The following is an 18,012-nucleotide window of genomic DNA, read 5'->3' on the forward strand; positions in this document are numbered from 1 at the left end:
GAGGAGTAGGCGTATGTCGAGTCAACGGCTCTCGCCGGCCGAGGCGTTCGAGATACTCGGCGACGACGTGCGGCTGTCGATTCTGCAGGCGCTCAAAGACGACCGGAACCCGGTGTCGTTCTCCGAACTCCGTGAGCGCGCCGATGTCGACGACAGCGGCCGATTCAACTATCACCTCGACCGCCTTCGCGGCCACTTCATCCGCCGGACCGACGACGGCTACGAACTCCGGTATCACGGCAAACGGGTCGTCGAGACCGTCCTCTCGGGGACGCTCACCGACACTGCGACGGTCGGGCCGTTCTCCGTCGAGGGGTCCTGCTACGCCTGTGGTGGGGCGCTGGAGGGCGTCTACGACGACGAGCGCGTGACGATTCGCTGTACCGACTGCGAGGAGCGAATCCTCTCCATCGACTACCCGCCGAGTGCGCTGCAGAACCGCGACACCGAGGAACTGATGGAAGCCTACCGTCGCTGGGCGACCACGGGAATGATGCTCGCGGCCAACGGGGTGTGTCCGAGCTGTGGCGGCAAGACGGAGCGATACCTCTTCGAACCGGACAACCACCTCCCGTTCGAGGTACTGGTCGGTTTCGAGTGTATCGTCTGTACGAACCGCTCTGGAACGTCGTTCGCGTCGCTCGCGCTCCGAAAATCAGCCGTCGAGTCGTTCTACGCCGACCACGGCGTCGACGTCGAGACCCGCCCCTACTGGGACATCGAACCCTGCGTCACCGGCGAGTACACGTCCGTCGAGTCCCGCGACCCACTCGACGTTGAGGTCACGTTCCCGGCGGGCGATGAGGAACTCCGCGTCCGACTCGACGACGACTTGAACATCGTCCGGACGGTCCGCGAGCGGGTCTGACTACTCGCCGGTCAGCGCCTCGCTTCCGGGGGCGAACTCGATGGTCTCGCCGAGACCGCGCTCTTTCGCTCGCTCGTACAGTCCCCACGCCGCCGCGACGGTTTCGATGCCGGTGCCACCGCTGTCGAACAGCGTCACCTCCTCGTCGCTCGTCCGGCCTTCCGCCGAGCCGGCGACGACTTCGCCCAACTCGGCGTGGATGTGGTCGTCGTTGACGAAGCCGGCGTCCCGCGCCGCGAGGAACGCGCCGGCGTCCTGGAACGCTCGTTCCCGGAGGTCCGGAACGTACGTCGACCGGGCGACCGTCTCGGCGCTGATTTCCTGTTTTCCACGGTCGTACTGGCCCATCGCGGTGACGTGGGCACCGTCGGCGAGGTCGTCGTCGTGGAAGACGGGGTCGGAGGCTCTCGTCGCCGTGATGACCACGTCGGCTCCCGAAACGGCCGCACTCGCGGAATCGGCCGCGGTAACGTCGGCAGCGAGGCGGTCGTCGAAGTCAGCGGCGAAGGACTCCCGACTCTCCGGCGTCGGCGAGAACACGCGAACCTCCTCGAAGTCCCGAACCGTCGCCGTGGCTTTCAGTTGCCCTCGTGCCTGTGCGCCCGACCCGACGACCGCGCAGGTGCTCGCGTCCTCCCGTGCGAGTTCGTCCACCGCGACGGCGCCGGTCGCGCCGGTCTTGAAGGGGTTCATCGACGCCCCGTCGAGCAACGCGAGCATCCGCCCGGACTCGGCATCGAACAGCGGGAGCGCGAAGTGTACGTCGGCGTCGCCGAATCCGGCGGCGTAGGTGTAACCGCCCATCCCGCCGACCTCCGGGAGGATGGAGAGGTAGCCGGTGCACATCCCCGGTGGGTCGCCGTTGACGAGTTTCGTCCGCGGTTCGGCGGTACCGGTCTGGCCGTGGCTCTCGTAGCCGGCGCGAACCCACTTGACGTACTCCGCGGGCGTCGCGAGCCCTGCGAGTTCGTCGCTTCGAAGGAACAGAACGTCCGTCATACCGACGCTTCGGGCGGCGCCCGCTTAGGGACTGCGACTAGTCGGCAGTGACGTTCGACGGCGCAGTCTCGGTCCCCGACTGCCCCTGTTCGTCCTTGTTGCTGACCGGGACGGGCGCGTTGACGAACAGCGCGTGATAGATGAGCGTGACTGCGGCCATCGAGGCCAACGGAATCGAGACGGATAACGACAACCCGGCGAAGAGGAACACGGCAGTCAGGCCGGCGAACGACGCGGGAATGAGCCCGAGAACGATGTCGTAGTAATCCGTCATAATACGTCGTAAACTACTACCGATTGTTACTTAAACATTTTTCAAAATCATCTGATATTCAACGGAAAAACAACGAATTGGCCGTATAAAGGTAGTGAGAAAAATTTTGATAACTTATGAAGGTGTTATCGGAGAAAACACGGGGCCGGTTCGTGGACCCCTTCGAGCGCTCTACGGTGAGTAGCCGCGAGTCCGTTCGCTTATATCGGGGCCACGACAACCGCCGGGCAATGAGTGAAGACGCGTCGTCGGACGCCCCCGACCACCCGTCAGAAATCGATTACGACGGGCGAGCGCGGGAGATACTCGGCTTCTCGCGGTGGTGGCAAATCGTCGCCGCGGCCGGGATGATGGCCGCCGTCAGCCCCTATCAGTACGTCTGGTCGTCCATCGAGGGGCCGCTCGCCGAGAGCCTCGACATCGCCTTGCCGGCGCTCGGTGCCGTCTTCTCGTTTTACGTCGTCTTCCAGTCGCTGTCGCAGTTCCCCGCTGGCTGGTGGCGGGACCGCCGCGGTCCGCGACTGTTGATGTTCATCGCGGCGCTGCTCGCCGGCGGTGGCTATGTGGGCTTGGCCTACGCCGACAGCATCTGGCAGTTGTACCTCCTCTACTCGCTGGGTGCGGTCGGCGTCGGCATCGTCTACACCGTCGCCGTCAACACCGCCGTCAAGTGGTTCCCCGACCGCACCGGTCTCACGACCGGCATCGGGACGATGGCCTTCGCCGGCGGCAGCGCACTCGTCGTTCCCTACGTTCGGGCGAACGCGACCGTCGCCAGTTACGCCGACGTGTTGCGGAACGTCGGCATCGTCATCCTCCTCGTCTTGCTTCTCGGTGCCGTCCTCCTCCGTGACCCGCCCTCGAACTGGCTCGGTTTGGAGGACGATGACGACAGCGGTGACCGCTCGAACCTCGCGGCGTCGCTGCGCGGTCGCTCCTATACGACCCGGGAGATGCTGAAGACCTGGCAGTTCTGGCTGCTGTATGCGATGTTCATCGCGACCGCCGGTGCTGACTTGCTCGTCATCGCCAACGTCGTCCGCTTCGCCGAACACCTCGGGTTCGCCGCCGTCGTCGCCACCGCCGCGGCCACCCTTCTCCCCATCGCTGCCGGCGTCTCGCGGATGATACTCGGCGAGGCCTCCGACCGCTTCGAGCGCAAGCACGTGATGGTCGTCTCCTTCGTCCTTGCCGGCCTGTTCCGACTCGGCCTCATCGCCGCGGGCAACGCCGAGGCCGGCATCGCCTTCGTCGCGATGGTGATGGGTGCGATGTTCTTCTCCTCGCCGCTGTACGTCTACTTCCCGTCGATGATAGCCGACTACTATGGCTCGGAGTACTCCTCCAGCAACTACGCGGTCATCTACACCGCGAAGGTCGGTGGCGGCGTCTTTGCCGGCACCGTCGCCGGCTTCCTCGTCGCCGCCTTCGGCTGGATTCCCACCTTCACGCTCGGCGGGGCACTCGCCATCGCCGCCGGACTGGCTGCCCTCGTCCTCCGGCCGCCATCGGGGTCGGGACTGAACGCAGACCCGACTGAGTGACCGCGATGAAATCCGCAAGGACTTGAAGGGGTGGCGTCGAAGCCTCGCTCATGGCAGACCAGTCGTTCCTCGACCAGCGACTCGACGCGAGTACGTGGCCGATTGCTGTCGGAGACATCGTCGCGCTGTTGGCGTTCCTGCTCGTCGGCACGCTCCAACACACGCCGCTTCCGCGGTTGCAGGCCGAACCGATAATCTACCTGTACGCCGCCGGGCCGTTCATCCTCGGATGGCTCGTCTGTGCGCCGCTGGTCGGCGCGTACTCACCGGGAGGTGGGTCGGCACCGAACTCCTCGATTCCGCTCGCCATCCGGTCGTGGGTGCCGGCCGCCATCGTCGGCATCGTCGTCCGCGTCCTCGTCGTCCCGGACCGCGGCTTCGACCCGATTTTCGCCGGCATCATGCTCGTCGGCGGGGCACTCGTACTGTCGGTGTGGCGGTTCCTCTACTTCAAAATCAGCTGAGACGGTCGGTCCCTTCTCATTCTTTGACGCCGGCAATCGTCATCCCGAAGCCGTACTCCAGTGGCCGAGGGTCGAGACCGGCTTCGTCGATTGCGGCTTGCAGTTCCTCCGCGGTGTAGAACCGCGAATCGAACCCGACGAGTCGTTCACTCACGTCGAGCAGTCGCCCGCGTCGCGTCGAGCGGTCGAACTCCGAGATGACGAGAACGCCGCCCGGCGCGAGCACGCGAGCGGCCTCACGCAAGGCGCCCTCGTGGTCGGGGAAGTGATGGAACGCGTCGACGATGAGGACGGCGTCGACCGAGCCGTCGGCGAGTGGTAGCGATTCCGCGACGCCCTGGACGGTTTCGAGGCCGCGGCCACGAGCCCGTCGGAGCATCCCCTCGGCGGGGTCGACGACGGTGGCCCCCACCTCCCGGGCCACTCGTCCCGAACCGCCGCCGACCTCGACGATTCGTTCGAGCTCGCGGTCGGCACAGACCAGCCCCTTCCGGAGCGCGAGCCTGTCCGCTGGCGGCATGAAGATGTCGTACAGCGGTGCGAAGGTGTCGAAGGCGCGAACGTCCCAACTCATTGTCGGGGAGTCGAGCGCCGGGCATAACTCCGTTGCCCCCGTCCATCGGGTATGCCTCCGAGTTCCCCACCCCCGAACTCCTCGGCTGGCCGGGCGACGGCCCCACGCTCCGACTCGACTACCGGCGGTTCAGTTACGCCGGGAAGTTCGTCATGTCGAACACGGGGAAGGCAGTCGTTCGCGAAGGCGAGTCGACCGATGGCGAGTTCGACGACAGCGTAGTCGCAGCAGTCGCGTTCAACGCCGACCGGACGGACCCGGAGACGCTGTGGCTCAGGTACGTCACCGTTCGGGACGACCGCCGCGGCGAGGGACTCGGTCCGCGACTCTGTCGATTCGTCGTCGAGCGAGCGGCTGCCCGGGGCTACGAGCGCGTCCGCATCGCGGTCAACAACCCCTTCGCCTACGAGGCGCTGTACCGGGCGGGGTTTGCTTTCACCGGCGAGGAGACTGGCATTGCCGAGTTGGTGTTGGAACGGCCCGCCCACGCGCCGGCGGAGCGCTCGACGGCCCGATACCGCGCAGGGCTCGACCAGTACCGAAAGCGCGACCTCTCCGAAGACGAACGGGCGTTTCTGGAGCGAAAACGGGGCGAAGAACCGCCCGCGCTGTCCGACTGAGCGCTACCGATACCGGCTGCCCGGCATCCCGACGCCGCTGAGTCGATACAACAGGAGCGCGGCGAGCGCTCCCACGAGGACGAAGACGGGGACGACGGATATCCACACGGTCGGCGGGACGACTTCGACGATGGTCCCTTCGAGATACGGGTCGGTGACGGACCAGCCGACGGCGATACGGAAGACGACGAGGCCGAGTACCGAGACTGCGGCGAAGACCAGCAGTGCCGCCCTGTCGACCGTTCGCTCCTGGTCCATTGCCCCAGCGTACGGCACCGGCCGAGGAAAACCCCACGACTCCGGCGTGGCGGGGGATTCAAGCGCCCGACGCCCCAACGACCGCCAATGGGAAACGCGGACATCCGGCAGTTGGCGGTCATTGAGCCGAAACCCTTCGAGGAGTTGGCCGGGTCGGTCGTCGCCATCGACGCCCACAACTGGCTGTACCGATATCTCACGACGACGGTGAAGTTCACCCGAACCGGAGCCTACACCACCGACGACGGCGAGGAGGTCGCGAACCTCATCGGTGTCGTCCAGGGGCTCCCGAAGTTCTTCGAGAACGACATCACGCCCGTCTTCGTCTTCGACGGCGGCGTCACCGAACTCAAAGACGACGAGGTCCAGGCGCGTCGCGAGCAGCGGGAAACCTACGAGGAACAACTCGCGGAGGCCCGCGAACGCGAGGACGCCGAAGCGGCCGAAATCGCGGCGCTTGAGTCCCGAACCCAGCGACTCACCGACACGATACAGGAGACAACCCGCGAACTGCTCGCGTTGCTCGACGTACCGGTCGTCGAGGCACCCGCCGAAGGGGAAGCACAGGCGGCTCACATGGCCCGATACGGCGACGCCGATTACGTCGGGTCGGAGGACTACGACGCGCTGCTGTTGGGCGCTCCCTACACGCTCCGGGGGTTGACGAGCAAGGGTGACCCCGAGTGTATGGAGTTCGAGGCGACCCTCGAAAGACACGAGTTGACGTGGGAAGGGTTGGTCGACGCCGCCATCCTGATGGGGACGGACTTCAACGATGGCATCTCGGGGGTCGGCCCGAAGACGGCGGTGAAACTGATACGGGAACACGGTGACCTCGACGGCGCACTACAGGCCCGTGGGGAGTCCATCGCTCACGCCGACCGCATTCGGGAGATGTTCTTGGACCCCACCGTGACCGACGAGTACGACTACGACACCGACATCGACCCGGACCTCGAGGCCGCAAAGCGGTTCGTCACCGAAACGTGGGGCGTTCCGGCCGAAGAGGTCGAACGCGGCTTCGAGCGCATCGAGGAGTCGGTCGTCCAGACGGGATTGGACCGATGGACGTAGGTGAGTCGGCGACACACACGGTACCATGACACCGGAAGAGGTCGAGGAGACCATCGAGGCGGCAATCGAGGAGTGTGAGGCGACTGTCGAGCGCGCTCGCGGCGACCACGACGACGACCACCTACGGACGACGGTCGTCTCCCCAGCGTTCGAGGGGCTATCGCTGCTCGAACAACACGACCTCGTCTACGACGCCCTCGGCGAGGCGATGACGACCGACGTCCACGCCCTGGAGTTGACGACGCGGACACCCGAAGAGTGACAATCGAGGGACCGAACGCACCGGTTTCGGTGATTTTTACGTACCCCGGTGCGACCCCTCTCGTATGTCCGACGACCAGGAGTTCCGAACCGAACGCGACAGCCTCGGCGAGATGCAGGTGCCGGCGGACGCCTACTGGGGCGCCCAGACCCAGCGCGCCGTCGAGAACTTCCCCATCTCGGGGCTGACCTTCCAGCGGCGGTTCATCCGCGCGCTCGGCATCGTCAAGAAGGCCGCCGCGAAGGCCAACGAGGAACTCGACCTCCTCGACTCGGAGAAGGCCGACGCCATCGTTGAGGCCGCCGACGAGGTCATCGCCGGCAACCACGACGAACAGTTCCCCGTCGACGTGTTCCAGACCGGGTCGGGGACCTCCTCGAACATGAACGCAAACGAGGTTATCTCCAACCGCGCCACCGAGATTTTCGGCGGCGAAATCGGCACCCGCGAAATCCACCCCAACGACCACGTCAACTACGGCCAATCGAGCAACGACGTGATTCCGACGGCGATGCACGTCGCCGCACTTGAGGCCGTCGAGCGCGACGTGATTCCGGCACTGGAGACGCTGGCCGACGAACTCGCCGAGAAGGAAGGCGAGTTCGACGACGTGGTCAAGACCGGCCGAACCCACCTACAGGACGCCACGCCCGTCCGTCTCGGACAGGAGTTCGGCGGCTACCGAACCCAAATCGAGAAAGGCATCAAGCGCGTCGCCGCGACGCGGGACCGCCTCGGCGAACTCGCCCTCGGCGGCACCGCCGTCGGGACGGGTCTCAACACTCACCCCGAGTTCCCCGGTCTCGCCGCCGAGTACATCTCCTCGGAGACGGGCCTGGAGTTCCGCGAGGCCGACAACCACTTCGAGGCACAGGCGGCCCACGACGCGATGAACGAGGCCCACGGCGCCCTGCGGACGGTCGCCGGGTCGATGAACAAAATCGCCAACGACCTCCGACTGCTCGCCTCCGGACCCCGCAACGGTCTCGGCGAAATCGAACAGCCGGAGAACCAGCCCGGCTCCTCCATCATGCCCGGCAAAATCAACCCGGTCGTCGCCGAGTCGGTCAATCAGGTCCACAAGCAGGTCGTCGGCAACGACGCCGCCGTCTCCGCCGGCGCGGCCCGCGGCGAAATCGACCTGAACCTCTACAAGCCGGTGCTCGCGTACAACTTCCTGCAGAGTGCGAACCTCATCGCCAACAGCGCCGCCGTCTTCGGCGAGCGCTTCGTCGGCAAACTCGAAGCCAACGCCGACCACTGCCGGAAGAAAGTCGAGGGGTCGATGGCGCTGGCGACGGCGCTGAACCCCGCCATCGGCTACGACAAGGCCTCGAAAGTCGCAAAGCAGGCCCTCGCAGAGGGCAAGACCGTCCGTGAGGTCGCCGTCGAGGAGGGCTACCTTACCGAGTCGGAGGCCGACGACGTCCTCGACCCACGTGCGATGACCGAGCGAGTCATCCTCGGCGACGACTGATACGAATCGTCACACGAGTGCTCGGTTCGGTTTTCTGACCGCCGCGCACATCCCCGTCGTGTTGATACCGGCTCACAGCGTCGTTACGGTATCATGGCAACGTATACGGCTTCGCAGTCGGCGGCGTCGGCCGACGGGTTCGACCTCGTCGACCCGCGAGCTCCCCGATTCGGACAGACGCTCACCGCGGGCGGTCTGACGGCCGGCGTCGCTCTCGCGGAGCCGCTTTTCGTCTTCGGAATCACTGCCGTGTTGGTCCTGTCGGTGGTCTCTCGGTGGCGGCTGGACCTCTATGGGTTCTTCTGGCGGTCGCTGGCGCCGTCGGTCGTCGGTGCCCCCCCCCCGAACGCCGCGAGCCCGCGGCCCCCCCCCCACCGCTTCTCGAAGCTCATGGGTGCGACGTTCACGGCAGTCGCCAGCGGCCTCCTCGCTATCGGTCTCTTCGCGGGTGTGGGCCTCGCGACGTACGCCGGCTTCGCGCTCGCTGCTGTCGTCGCCGTCCTCGCGGCCGTCGCGGCTGGACTCGACTACTGTATCGGCTGTCGACTGTATCAACAGGTGTCGTTCTTCCGCCGTATCGGACTCGTCTGACCTCGGTTCCTCGACGGAATTAATGTAAATCAAACTGAAAGGCCGCCCAACACGCGTATTTAACATAAATCCATCGGCGGGTTTTCTCCCCGAGAAAACCGAGTCTATGGGTTATGTACACATGGTGCCTTTGGGGTGACATGAATCCGATGGAGTCCTCGTCCGCGGAATCCGCTCCCCAAATCAGCATCGACCGGCTGCAGGCCGAACTCACCGGCGAAGACGACTCCGCCGCTTCCGGCAGCGCCGTGGCCGAACTCGTCGCCGACGTCGAATCCTCCGTCGGGGGCCGCGACGGGGTGTCCTTCGGCGAATCCTACGTCAAGACCTCACTCGACGAACTCCTGTTGTCGCTCGTCAGCCTCCGGAGTGCTGATACTCACGGCAAACAGTTGCTCGACGACCTCGCAAGCGAGTTCGACACCGTGCTCAGTCCGGGGACCGTCTATCCGCGGCTCCACGGGCTCTGTGACAGCGACGTGCTCGAACAGCGCGAGTTGGTGAAAACGAAGGAGTACACGCTCGCGGACGGCGACGCCGCCCGACAGCAAGTCGCCGAGGCCGCGCGACAACACCTCGCGTTGGGGATGGTGTTCCACGCCGCGCTGGAAGCCGGCGAGTTCTAAGCTTACGACGAGGTTCCGCCCCCGGAGTCCCCTCGTGGATGGTGTCTTTTTTGACGCTCCCCGTCGGAGCGGTTCGTAATGAGCTACGATTACGAGGAGTTGGGTCTCGTCGCGGGGCTGGAGATTCACCAGCAACTCGACACCGAGACCAAACTCTTCTGTAACTGCCCGACGGAGCGCCGCGAACCGGAGGAGTCCGTCCGGTCGTTCACGCGATACCTCCACCCGACGAAGTCCGAACTCGGCGAACTCGACGAGGCGGCCCTCGAGGAGTCCCGCGTCGACCGCGAGTTCGAGTATCTCGCCTTCGATTCCACCTGTCTCGTCGAGGAGGACGACGAACCGCCGCACCGCCTCGACGACGAAGCCCTCGAAACCGCGATGGAAATCGCCTCGCTGCTGGACTGTGAGGTCGTCGACCAAGCACACGTCATGCGGAAAATCGTCGTCGACGGCTCGAACACCTCCGGCTTTCAGCGTTCCTCGCTCGTCGCCACAGACGGCGAAATCTCGACCTCCGAGGGGTCGGTCGGCATCGCGGATATGCTGCTGGAAGAGGAGTCCGCCGCCCGCATCGAGGAGCGCGACGACGGGGTCACCTACGGATTGGACCGCCTCGGCATCCCACTCGTCGAAATCGGAACCAAACCCGATATCCGCTCGCCGGAGCAGGCGCTGGAGGCCGCCGAGCGAATCGGGATGTTGCTGCGTTCGACGGGCAAGGTGAAACGCGGCCTCGGGACCATCCGACAGGACGTGAACGTCTCCATCGCCGAGGGCGCCCGCGTCGAGATGAAGGGCGTCCAGAGCCTCGACGACATCGACGACCTCGTCGAGGGCGAGGTCGGTCGACAGGTCGCGTTGCTCGACATCGCCGAGGAGCTACAGGCGAGAGACGCTTCGGTCGCCGAACCGCAGGACGTGACCGAGGTCTTCGCGGACACCGACAGCGGCGTCATCGCCGGTGCGGAAGCCGTCCACGCCGTGCGACTCGAAGGCTTCGACGGTCTCGTCGGGCGAGAGATTCAGCCCGACCGCCGTCTCGGCACGGAGTTCTCCGACCACGCCAAACGACACGGGGCGGGCGGCATCTTCCACACCGACGAACTGCCGGCCTACGGCGTCACCGAGGCCGAGGTCGAGGCGCTTCGTGAGGCCGTCTCGGCGGACGCCGACGACGCCGTCGCGCTGGTGGCGGCCGACGCAGACATCGCCGAGCAGTCCATCGACGCCGTCGCCGACCGCGCCGAGGTCGCCATCCACGAGGTGCCCGAGGAGACCCGCGGCGCCAACGAGGACGGCACCTCTCGGTACCTCCGGCCGCTGCCCGGCGCAGCACGGATGTACCCCGAAACGGACGTGCCGCCAGTCGAACCCGACCCATCCGCGGTCGAGACGCCCGAACTGCTCACCGAGAAAGTCGAACGCTATCAATCGGAGTTGGGTCTCGGCGAAGGACTGGCCGACCAGGTCGCCTACGGCCGACACATGTCCACCTTCGAGGAGGCCGTCGACCGCGGCATCGACCCGACGACCGCCGCCGGCACGCTCGAATCGACGCTGACGGAACTCAGACGCGACGACGTGCCCGTCGGAAACCTCACCGCAGAACAGTTGCTCTCGGTGCTGGAACTCGTCGAGGACGGTGAGTTGGCCAACGAGGGCATCGGCCCGGTGCTTTCGGAGTTGGCCGAAGACGGGTCGCGGTCCGCCGAGGAAGCCATCGAGGAAGCGGGCCTCTCCGGCGTCGACCGCGAAGAAGTCCGAGAGGTCGTCGAAGAAGTCGTCGGACGGAACGCCGAGCAGGTCGAAGCGGAAGGCATGGGTGCGTTCTCGGGGCTCATGGGCGAGTGTATGGGCGCCCTTCGCGGGAAGGCCGACGGAGAAGTCGTCTCAGAGTTGCTGCGCGAAGAAATCGGCAAGCGGAGCTGACGTCTCAGGATTCGTCGGTTTTGTCGTTCTCGTCGCCTTCGTCACCGCGGGGAATCTCTCCGGTCGCTCGCAACGCCCCGCGCCGGAGGACGCCGCGCATCGTCCGTGCCTCTCGACCGGTCGGTTGGCCGCGAGCGACGAGTCGGCGGAACAGTCGTTCGGTCTTCTCGATTTTCTCCTCGGGATGGCCCACGTCGTGGAGGTACTCCGAGAACGTCTCGTACAGTCCCTCGATTTCGTGCTCCTCCGCGCGGACGTGGGCGTTCTCGGGGTGTTGTGTCTCTTCGACGGTCAACTCACGGAGTTCGTACAGGACGATGGTCGCGGCTTGTGCGAGGTTGAGGACGGGATACTCGCCGTCGGCCGGAATCGAGCAGATTCGGTCGAGTTGGGCGAGTTCCTCGTTGAACAGCCCCACGCGCTCGCGGCCGAAGACGATGCAGACGTCGGCGTCGAGTCCCGCAAGCTCGTCGGTGAGGTCGGCGGGTTCGACGAACGGATAGCGGACGTGTTTGCGTGCGTCCTCGTTGGTCGTCGCCGTGGTTGCGACGGTGTAGAAGTTCTCGACCAGATAGTCGAACTCGACTTCACGGGCGTTCGGCAGTACGTCCTCGCGGGCGTGGCCGGCGAAGCCGTAGGCCTCACCCTCCGGGTCGAGTTCCGGCGGGTCGACGAGATACAGCTCCGAGAGGCCGAAGTTCTTCATCCCGCGGGCGATGGTGCCGACGTTGCCCGGCGTCTCGGCGCCGACGACGGCGACTGCGATATCGACCATCTACGTGATGTCGGAGTAATCCATCCCGATGGCGTCGAGGTCCTCGTCGTCGAGGTCCTCGATGGCTTCCTCGAGTTCCGGCACGTCCTCGCCCATGTCGGGGGTCGGAATCTCGTCGGGTTCGGTGTCGACGTACTCCAGCCCCTCGTAGTCGTCGGGAGCGCGGTTGTCGGCGGCGAACCACTCGTGGAACCGGTCGGCGAAGTCGGAATCGCCCTTCGCCTGCTGTCCGGGCCCTTCCCGGAACCAGTACAGGAAGTGGGGTTCGTGTTCCGGACACAACAGTACCTCCGAGAGGGGTTCGCCGTAGACGATGCGGGCGACGTTGCAGTCGGCCTTCTTCTCGTTGAGCAGCCAACACACGTCACACGGTTCGCCGGCGACGACGCGGAGGCGGATGAGACGCCGACGCGTCTCCTCGCTCATCTCCTCGAGCGGTCGGATGTCGTCGTTCTCGTCGAACACCTCCTCCTCGTCGAAGCGCCATCCTCGAAGCGCGATGGAGACCTTTCCCATGGGCGGGATTTCGTGATGGGAGCGTATAAGCGCGTCCGTCCGGAGGCGGCGTCGTCGGCTGCCGATACCCGACGGCTTTACCGGCCGGCACCCGAATTCGAGGTATGCGAACGGTAGACGCCGCAGGGCTCTCCATCGGCGACGACCACCCGCCGCGAATCATGGGCGTGTTGAACGTCTCCGAGGAGTCGCCGTACGACCCGAGCGTGTTCGACGATTCGGGCGAGGCCGCCGCCTACGTCGACCGCGAACTCATCGACGAGGGCGCGGACATCGTCGACGTGGGGTTGGAATCGGCGAACAAGCGCTTCGAGGTGCTGTCGGCCGAGGGTGAACTCGACCGCCTCGACACCGCCGTCGAGACGCTGGAATCGACCTCCGGTGATGCCGTCTGGTCGATAGAGACGCGGTATCACGAAGTCGCCGAAGCCGCGCTCGATGCGGGCTTCGAGATGGTCAACGACATCTGTGGCTTTGCCGACCCGGAGATGCCCCGCGTCTGTTCGGAGTACGACGTGGCCGTCTCGAAGATGGCCTCGCCACCGGACCTCGAACGTCCCGGTGCGGTCGAAGACCCCGACGACATATACGAGGCGCTGTCGATGAACGGCTTCACCGAGAAGACGCTCGTCGACCCCGCATTCGGCGGGTGGTCGGAAGACAAGACCCTCGAAGACGACCGCGAGACGTTCGACCGCCTGCGGGAGTTCCGCGGCTACGGCCGACCGATTCTGGTTTCCATCAACCGGAAGAACTTCCTTCGAGAAATCGCGGGACGGGACACCGAAGAGGCGCTGCCGGTGTCGCTCGCGGCCACGTCGATGGCGGTCGAGCGCGGCGCCCACGTGGTCCGAACCCACGACGTCGCCGAGACTCGCGACGCCGCCCTCGTCGGCTACGAGTTCCGACGCGACCGACTCCGGGACCCCGAAATCGGCGTCGAGGAGCTGGACGTGACAACGGATGGGGAGTTCGCCCGTCACCTCGACCGTGTGACTGGCTCCGAGGCAGACCCCGAAGTCACGACCCACGTCTTCGAACTCCGCCTACCCGAGGAAGTCGAACGCTACGTCGCCAGACGCGCTAGAACGGAGAACGTCCGAGCCTACCGCGGTGACGGGCTTTTGCTCGTCGGAACCGCGGCCGAACTCCGCTCGCTCCGGTCGGTCGTTCGCTCGGGACCGAAATCTGCCCAAAACGCTTTAGGGTCGATATCGGCGTCTTTGGAGTAGTCTGACGTATGTCGGACGCTTGGCATTCAGTACAAGAAAGCTTATGCCAGACCGACCGGAATGACCGACTGGAAGCCCGGAGGGCACATCTGGGTAGGGGTACCTTGGTGCGCTCTGGGCCCAGTCTTTACGTCCCGTAGTGGCGATGCTATACCAGGAGTGGAATCCCGCATACGAGGCGATACTGTCCGATTTCGGGTTCGACCGAGCGGCCGACGAACACGCCAGAGACCTGCTCGCCGAATTATTGGCGGACGAACGGCCGCTCGGCCTCGACGACATCGACCTCTCGGGGACGGTCGCGGTTTGTGGCGCGGCGCCAACGCTGGCCGGTGACCTCTCGGTTGCCCGTCGGGCCGACAGCGTCGTCGCCGCCTCGACGGCCGTCGACGTGCTCCGTGATGCCGGCATCGCCGTCGACTGCATGGTGACCGACCTCGACAAGAACCCGGAGACTGCTCGGGAGTTGACCACGGCGGGGACGCCGGTGGCGGCTCACGCCCACGGCGACAACGTCGAGGCACTCCGGGAGGTGGTGCCGACCTTCGACGCCGCTGCGGTGCTGCCGACGACGCAAGCCGAGCCACGCGGTCCCGTCGTCAACCCCGGCGGCTTCACAGACGGCGACCGGGCGGCCTTCCTCGCGGACGCCTGTGGCGCTGATTCCCTTGTCTTCGCGGGGTGGGACTTCGACGACCCGACGGTCGAACCGACGAAGGCACGGAAACTGCTGTGGGCCGAACGGCTGCTCCGGTGGCTGGAACTGCGCCGTGGTGAGCGCTTCGGTGTTCTCGACGGCCGCCGTGACAGCATCGACCTCCCGTGGCTCGATGAGGCGTGAGCCGGCAGTATCGGGGGCAGTCGGACCTTTTATTTCCGCCTCCGGCGAAGCGCGTCCGATGACGGCCGACCCGCCGGTCCACCGTATCGAGTTCGACATCCCGTGGCCGCCCGACACCGCCTACGCTTACCTCCTCGACGCCGACGAGTTGATACTCGTCGACGCCGGCGCACCGGGAGAGACAGCCACCGATACGCTCCGAGAAGGGCTCGCCGAGGCGGGTTACGAACTGTCCGATATCGAGCACCTCCTGATAACACATCCGCACACCGACCACGGTGGGCAGGTCGCAACTATCGTCGAGGCTGCCGACCCCGTCGTGTACACGCTTTCGGGCGTCCGCAAGCGCCTCACACGGGACCCCGACGACCTCGCGGCCGCCGTCCGTCGGAACGCGGTCGAGGTTGGCATACCGGACCCGAAAAAAGAGGTCGACCGAGCGGTCGACTCGCTCCGACGGAATCGGAACTGTCTGCCGCCCGAACACATCGACATCGAACTCGCCCCGGGCGAGACTGTCGAGGCGGGCGGCCTCACGTTCGAAGCGATACACGTGCCGGGCCACCAGGAGAACCAGGCGGCGTTCCGACACGGTGACCGGCTCTTCGCCGGCGATACTGCCGTCGAGCCGTTCCGCCCAGCGGCGCTCCACGTCGGCCTCGACGACGGCTGTCGAGAGGCGATAGACGCCTTCCATCGGGGATTGGACGCCCTCGAGGCCGTCGCTCCGGCCATCGACTGCGTCTATCCCGGCCACGGCCCCGTCTTCGAGGACCTCCCGACCGTCGTCGAGCGGGACCGCGAGTCGTTGGAGACCCTCGCCACGGACTGCCGGCGCACGCTGGCGGACCTCGGGGGGGGCGACGGCTTACGAGGTGACCGACGCCCGCATCGAGAACCTCGAAAAACGACCGTACACGCTCTTCGAGTCAGTCGGCGCGCTCGCACGACTGGAACGGCAGGGTAACATCGAGTCGACGACCGACGACGGCGTGCGACGCTACCGTCTCGAAGACTGACGGGCGTGATACGGGCGAACGTCGACGCCAGCGTTGACGACCGCAGCGCGTGGACGGCTCCGGAGAACCCCCGGAAGCGCCCCCTCCGCCAGTGGAGCGCCGATAACCTCAGAGAACGGTCCCGTGTTTCTTGTCTGGTAGGTCCTTCTCGATGCCTTCGTAGAACGCGAACCGTCGTTCGAGTTGTTCGCGCAGACTCGATGGCGGAATCACGTCGTCGATGACGACTTCGCTCGCCATCCGACGGACGTCGATGTCCTCGCGGTACTCCTCGCGGAGCTGTTGCTCCATCTCCTTGCGCTCTTCCTCGTCGTCGATGTCGGCCAGTTTGCGGGCGTAGACGGCGTTGATGGCCGCTTCCGGCCCCATGATGCCGATTTCACCCGAGGGAAGCGCGATGGTCGATTCCGGGTCGTAGGCCGGTCCCGACATCGCGTAGATGCCGGCGCCGTAGGCCTTCCGGACGACGACACACTGCTTCGGCACCGTCGCGCTGGAAGTGGCGTAAATCATCTTCTTGCCCTGCTCCAGAATCCCGTCCTTTTCGACCTGCGAGCCGGCCATGAACCCCGGCGTGTCCGACAGATACAGCAGCGGGATGTTGTAGGCGTCGCAGGTCCAGATGAACTCGGCGGCCTTCTCGGCGGCATCGGGGAAGATGGCCCCGGCCCGGTGGTTCGGTTGGTTGGCGACGATGCCGACGGGCCGCCCGTCGATTCGCGCGAACGACGTGATAATTTCCTTGCCGTACTCCGGGCGGAGTTCCAGTGTCGACCCCGCATCGACCACGCGGTCGATGACATCGAACATGTCGTAGCCCTTGTTCGGCTCCTGTGGAATCACCGAGTCGATGCCCTTCGGAGCGTACTTCGGCGGCTTCGGCGTTGCCCGCGGCGGGTCCTCGTCGCTGTTGTCCGGCAGGTAGCTGATGAGTTGGGCGACCAGTTCCCGGGCGTGTTCCTCGTCTTCTGCGATGAGGTCGGCGCTCCCGGAGTGTTTCGCGTGTACGTCCGGGCCGCCGAGTTCCTGCAGGCCGATGTCCTCGCCGGTGACCATCTCGACCATCCGGGGGGAGGCGATAGCCATCGCGCTCATCCCGCGGACCATGACGGTGAAATCCGCGAAGACGGGCGTGTAGGCAGCGCCCGCGATGCAGGGGCCGTACAGGACACAGATTTGCGGAACGCGGCCCGAAAGCCGCGAGTGGTTGTAGTAGTACTTGCCGATGCCCTCGCGGTTGGCGAAAAAGCCCGTCTGCTGGTCGATGCGGCCGCCCGAGGAGTCCATCAGGTACAGCACCGGTTGCCCCGTTTTGAGGGCGCGCTGTTGCATCCGGAGGAACTTCTCGACGCCCTTGGCGGCCATGCTGCCGCGTTTGACGGTGTAGTCGTTGGCCATGAAGTGGACGTCGCGGTCCTCGAACTCGGCGCCGCCGGTGATGAGACCGTCTGCCGGCAGCACGTCGTCGGCGTCGAACTCCGCGAACGTGCCATCCTCGAAGAGGAAGCCGTCATCGCCGAACCACAGGTCGATGCGGTCCCGGACGAACAGTTTGCCCTCCTCGGGCAGTTGCTCCTTGTACTTCTCTTTGCCCCCCGATTCGATTTCCTCGATTTGTTCGAGTAGCTTCTCTTCGCGTTCGGTCGGCCCGAGGTCGTCGTCGATGGGTTCGGTGTCGGCCGACCTCCCGGCATCGCCGCCGTCGTAGGTCGCCTCGCCGAGTACCGTGCCGTCGTCGTCGACGACCGTCACGTCGTCTTCGTAGTGGGTGGCCATCGCCTCGGCTATCGCGCGTGCCTGTACCTCGGACGTGTCGTCGGAGACTCTGATGCGCATCGGTATCACTCCAGTACGACGAGCGTATCGCCCATGTCGACGGAGTTGCCTTCCTCGACCGGAACGGACGCGACGGTCCCGCTCGTGGAGGCGACCACGTGAGAGCCAGCCGAAGCGCCGCCAGCTGCCGTTCGGTCACCGCCTCGAACAGCTGGTCGACCGGTGCGAGCATACTGTGGGGAATCCGCTGTTCGGTAATCGCGGTCTTCGAGAGGACCTCGATGTCCCGG

General features: G+C 65.7%; 20 protein-coding genes and 1 pseudogene. 13 read left to right on the plus strand and 8 right to left on the minus strand.

Going from position 1 to position 18,012, the window contains the following annotated elements; genetic code table 11:
• Positions 1 to 13: 13 nt before the first annotated feature.
• A complete protein-coding gene (locus tag GJ631_RS14065; protein WP_156709762.1) occupies positions 14 to 868 on the plus strand; it encodes a helix-turn-helix domain-containing protein in 855 nt (284 codons plus the stop codon).
• On the opposite strand, the gene GJ631_RS14070 is transcribed toward GJ631_RS14065, so the two are convergent.
• Positions 869 to 1,867: an ornithine cyclodeaminase family protein gene (locus GJ631_RS14070; protein ID WP_156709763.1), complete on the minus strand. Its 999-nt coding sequence runs from the start codon at positions 1,865 to 1,867 to the stop codon at positions 869 to 871. It abuts the gene before it with no gap.
• A gap of 37 nt (positions 1,868 to 1,904) precedes the next feature.
• On the minus strand, positions 1,905 to 2,141 hold the full coding sequence (locus GJ631_RS14075) for a hypothetical protein (RefSeq protein ID WP_156709764.1): 237 nt from the start codon (positions 2,139 to 2,141) through the stop codon (positions 1,905 to 1,907).
• 230 nt (positions 2,142 to 2,371) lie between these two features.
• On the opposite strand from GJ631_RS14075, the gene GJ631_RS14080 reads away from it, so the two are divergent.
• Positions 2,372 to 3,685, plus strand: a complete 1,314-nt coding sequence (locus tag GJ631_RS14080; RefSeq protein WP_156709765.1) for an MFS transporter — start codon at positions 2,372 to 2,374, stop codon at positions 3,683 to 3,685.
• 50 nt (positions 3,686 to 3,735) lie between these two features.
• The gene (locus tag GJ631_RS14085) at positions 3,736 to 4,149 is read left to right on the plus strand and encodes a DUF3054 domain-containing protein (RefSeq protein ID WP_156709766.1); all 414 of its coding nucleotides are present in this window, start codon (positions 3,736 to 3,738) and stop codon (positions 4,147 to 4,149) included.
• A gap of 16 nt (positions 4,150 to 4,165) precedes the next feature.
• On the opposite strand, the gene GJ631_RS14090 is transcribed toward GJ631_RS14085, so the two are convergent.
• Positions 4,166 to 4,723, minus strand: coding sequence for a class I SAM-dependent methyltransferase (locus tag GJ631_RS14090; protein WP_156709767.1), 558 nt, complete (start codon positions 4,721 to 4,723; stop codon positions 4,166 to 4,168).
• A 32-nt stretch (positions 4,724 to 4,755) separates the two neighbouring features.
• Between GJ631_RS14090 and GJ631_RS14095 the strand changes: the two genes are divergently transcribed.
• On the plus strand, positions 4,756 to 5,343 hold the full coding sequence (locus GJ631_RS14095) for a GNAT family N-acetyltransferase (RefSeq protein WP_231753990.1): 588 nt from the start codon (positions 4,756 to 4,758) through the stop codon (positions 5,341 to 5,343).
• Between the two features lie 3 nt (positions 5,344 to 5,346).
• On the opposite strand, the gene GJ631_RS14100 is transcribed toward GJ631_RS14095, so the two are convergent.
• Complete coding sequence (locus tag GJ631_RS14100; RefSeq protein ID WP_156709768.1) at positions 5,347 to 5,601, minus strand: hypothetical protein; 255 nt, start codon at positions 5,599 to 5,601, stop codon at positions 5,347 to 5,349.
• 87 nt (positions 5,602 to 5,688) lie between these two features.
• Between GJ631_RS14100 and fen the strand changes: the two genes are divergently transcribed.
• The 6 genes from fen (at position 5,689) to gatE (ending at position 11,563) form a co-directional block, all read left to right on the plus strand.
• The gene (gene fen, locus GJ631_RS14105; RefSeq protein WP_156709769.1) at positions 5,689 to 6,675 is read left to right on the plus strand and encodes a flap endonuclease-1; all 987 of its coding nucleotides are present in this window, start codon (positions 5,689 to 5,691) and stop codon (positions 6,673 to 6,675) included.
• A gap of 25 nt (positions 6,676 to 6,700) precedes the next feature.
• Positions 6,701 to 6,937 (plus strand): BolA/IbaG family iron-sulfur metabolism protein, encoded by a 237-nt coding sequence (locus GJ631_RS14110; protein ID WP_156709770.1) that lies wholly within the window; start codon positions 6,701 to 6,703, stop codon positions 6,935 to 6,937.
• Positions 6,938 to 7,001: 64 nt separating this feature from the next.
• Positions 7,002 to 8,414, plus strand: coding sequence for a class II fumarate hydratase (locus GJ631_RS14115; RefSeq protein WP_156709771.1), 1,413 nt, complete (start codon positions 7,002 to 7,004; stop codon positions 8,412 to 8,414).
• A 93-nt stretch (positions 8,415 to 8,507) separates the two neighbouring features.
• On the plus strand, positions 8,508 to 9,005 hold the full coding sequence (locus GJ631_RS14120) for a DUF4395 family protein (RefSeq protein WP_156709772.1): 498 nt from the start codon (positions 8,508 to 8,510) through the stop codon (positions 9,003 to 9,005).
• Between the two features lie 140 nt (positions 9,006 to 9,145).
• Positions 9,146 to 9,631, plus strand: a complete 486-nt coding sequence (locus tag GJ631_RS14125; RefSeq protein WP_156709773.1) for a helix-turn-helix transcriptional regulator — start codon at positions 9,146 to 9,148, stop codon at positions 9,629 to 9,631.
• A 78-nt stretch (positions 9,632 to 9,709) separates the two neighbouring features.
• On the plus strand, positions 9,710 to 11,563 hold the full coding sequence (gene gatE, locus GJ631_RS14130; protein ID WP_156709774.1) for a Glu-tRNA(Gln) amidotransferase subunit GatE: 1,854 nt from the start codon (positions 9,710 to 9,712) through the stop codon (positions 11,561 to 11,563).
• A 4-nt stretch (positions 11,564 to 11,567) separates the two neighbouring features.
• Here gatE and GJ631_RS14135 read toward each other — a convergent pair whose 3' ends face one another.
• Together GJ631_RS14135 and GJ631_RS14140 are read right to left on the minus strand one after the other, a co-directional pair.
• On the minus strand, positions 11,568 to 12,338 hold the full coding sequence (locus GJ631_RS14135; protein WP_156709775.1) for an RNA methyltransferase: 771 nt from the start codon (positions 12,336 to 12,338) through the stop codon (positions 11,568 to 11,570).
• Positions 12,339 to 12,854, minus strand: a complete 516-nt coding sequence (locus tag GJ631_RS14140; RefSeq protein ID WP_156709776.1) for a hypothetical protein — start codon at positions 12,852 to 12,854, stop codon at positions 12,339 to 12,341. It lies immediately after the preceding gene.
• A gap of 104 nt (positions 12,855 to 12,958) precedes the next feature.
• On the opposite strand from GJ631_RS14140, the gene GJ631_RS14145 reads away from it, so the two are divergent.
• The 3 genes from GJ631_RS14145 (at position 12,959) to GJ631_RS14155 (ending at position 15,894) form a co-directional block, all read left to right on the plus strand.
• On the plus strand, positions 12,959 to 14,086 hold the full coding sequence (locus GJ631_RS14145) for a dihydropteroate synthase (protein ID WP_156709777.1): 1,128 nt from the start codon (positions 12,959 to 12,961) through the stop codon (positions 14,084 to 14,086).
• Between the two features lie 145 nt (positions 14,087 to 14,231).
• The gene (locus GJ631_RS14150) at positions 14,232 to 14,927 is read left to right on the plus strand and encodes a 6-hydroxymethylpterin diphosphokinase MptE-like protein (RefSeq protein ID WP_156709778.1); all 696 of its coding nucleotides are present in this window, start codon (positions 14,232 to 14,234) and stop codon (positions 14,925 to 14,927) included.
• 58 nt (positions 14,928 to 14,985) lie between these two features.
• A complete protein-coding gene (locus GJ631_RS14155) occupies positions 14,986 to 15,894 on the plus strand; it encodes an MBL fold metallo-hydrolase (RefSeq protein ID WP_197425082.1) in 909 nt (302 codons plus the stop codon).
• Between the two features lie 160 nt (positions 15,895 to 16,054).
• Here the strand turns inward: GJ631_RS14155 and GJ631_RS14160 are convergent, their stop codons facing one another.
• Together GJ631_RS14160 and GJ631_RS19070 are read right to left on the minus strand one after the other, a co-directional pair.
• Complete coding sequence (locus GJ631_RS14160) at positions 16,055 to 17,782, minus strand: acyl-CoA carboxylase subunit beta (protein WP_156709780.1); 1,728 nt, start codon at positions 17,780 to 17,782, stop codon at positions 16,055 to 16,057.
• Positions 17,783 to 17,787: 5 nt separating this feature from the next.
• A pseudogene (locus GJ631_RS19070) lies at positions 17,788 to 18,012 on the minus strand (carbamoyl phosphate synthase); the annotation flags it as partial.

The organism is Natronomonas sp. CBA1123 (assembly GCF_009741925.1).
Taxonomy (GTDB): Archaea; Halobacteriota; Halobacteria; order Halobacteriales; family Haloarculaceae; genus Natronomonas.

Excerpts from the sequence above, each read along its gene's own strand:
- fen (WP_156709769.1), top strand. The coding sequence starts at position 5,689 with ATGGGAAACGCGGACATCCGGCAGTTGGCGGTCATTGAGCCGAAACCC.
- GJ631_RS14150 (WP_156709778.1), top strand. The coding sequence starts at position 14,232 with ATGCTATACCAGGAGTGGAATCCCGCATACGAGGCGATACTGTCCGAT.
- GJ631_RS14075 (WP_156709764.1), bottom strand. The coding sequence starts at position 2,141 with ATGACGGATTACTACGACATCGTTCTCGGGCTCATTCCCGCGTCGTTC.
- GJ631_RS14160 (WP_156709780.1), bottom strand. The coding sequence starts at position 17,782 with ATGCGCATCAGAGTCTCCGACGACACGTCCGAGGTACAGGCACGCGCG.
- GJ631_RS14090 (WP_156709767.1), bottom strand. The coding sequence starts at position 4,723 with ATGAGTTGGGACGTTCGCGCCTTCGACACCTTCGCACCGCTGTACGAC.
- GJ631_RS14155 (WP_197425082.1), top strand. The coding sequence starts at position 14,986 with ATGACGGCCGACCCGCCGGTCCACCGTATCGAGTTCGACATCCCGTGG.
- GJ631_RS14070 (WP_156709763.1), bottom strand. The coding sequence starts at position 1,867 with ATGACGGACGTTCTGTTCCTTCGAAGCGACGAACTCGCAGGGCTCGCG.
- GJ631_RS14065 (WP_156709762.1), top strand. The coding sequence starts at position 14 with ATGTCGAGTCAACGGCTCTCGCCGGCCGAGGCGTTCGAGATACTCGGC.
- gatE (WP_156709774.1), top strand. The coding sequence starts at position 9,710 with ATGAGCTACGATTACGAGGAGTTGGGTCTCGTCGCGGGGCTGGAGATT.
- GJ631_RS14100 (WP_156709768.1), bottom strand. The coding sequence starts at position 5,601 with ATGGACCAGGAGCGAACGGTCGACAGGGCGGCACTGCTGGTCTTCGCC.
- GJ631_RS14145 (WP_156709777.1), top strand. The coding sequence starts at position 12,959 with ATGCGAACGGTAGACGCCGCAGGGCTCTCCATCGGCGACGACCACCCG.
- GJ631_RS14140 (WP_156709776.1), bottom strand. The coding sequence starts at position 12,854 with ATGGGAAAGGTCTCCATCGCGCTTCGAGGATGGCGCTTCGACGAGGAG.
- GJ631_RS14085 (WP_156709766.1), top strand. The coding sequence starts at position 3,736 with ATGGCAGACCAGTCGTTCCTCGACCAGCGACTCGACGCGAGTACGTGG.
- GJ631_RS14125 (WP_156709773.1), top strand. The coding sequence starts at position 9,146 with ATGAATCCGATGGAGTCCTCGTCCGCGGAATCCGCTCCCCAAATCAGC.
- GJ631_RS14135 (WP_156709775.1), bottom strand. The coding sequence starts at position 12,338 with ATGGTCGATATCGCAGTCGCCGTCGTCGGCGCCGAGACGCCGGGCAAC.
- GJ631_RS14115 (WP_156709771.1), top strand. The coding sequence starts at position 7,002 with ATGTCCGACGACCAGGAGTTCCGAACCGAACGCGACAGCCTCGGCGAG.
- GJ631_RS14110 (WP_156709770.1), top strand. The coding sequence starts at position 6,701 with ATGACACCGGAAGAGGTCGAGGAGACCATCGAGGCGGCAATCGAGGAG.
- GJ631_RS14120 (WP_156709772.1), top strand. The coding sequence starts at position 8,508 with ATGGCAACGTATACGGCTTCGCAGTCGGCGGCGTCGGCCGACGGGTTC.
- GJ631_RS14080 (WP_156709765.1), top strand. The coding sequence starts at position 2,372 with ATGAGTGAAGACGCGTCGTCGGACGCCCCCGACCACCCGTCAGAAATC.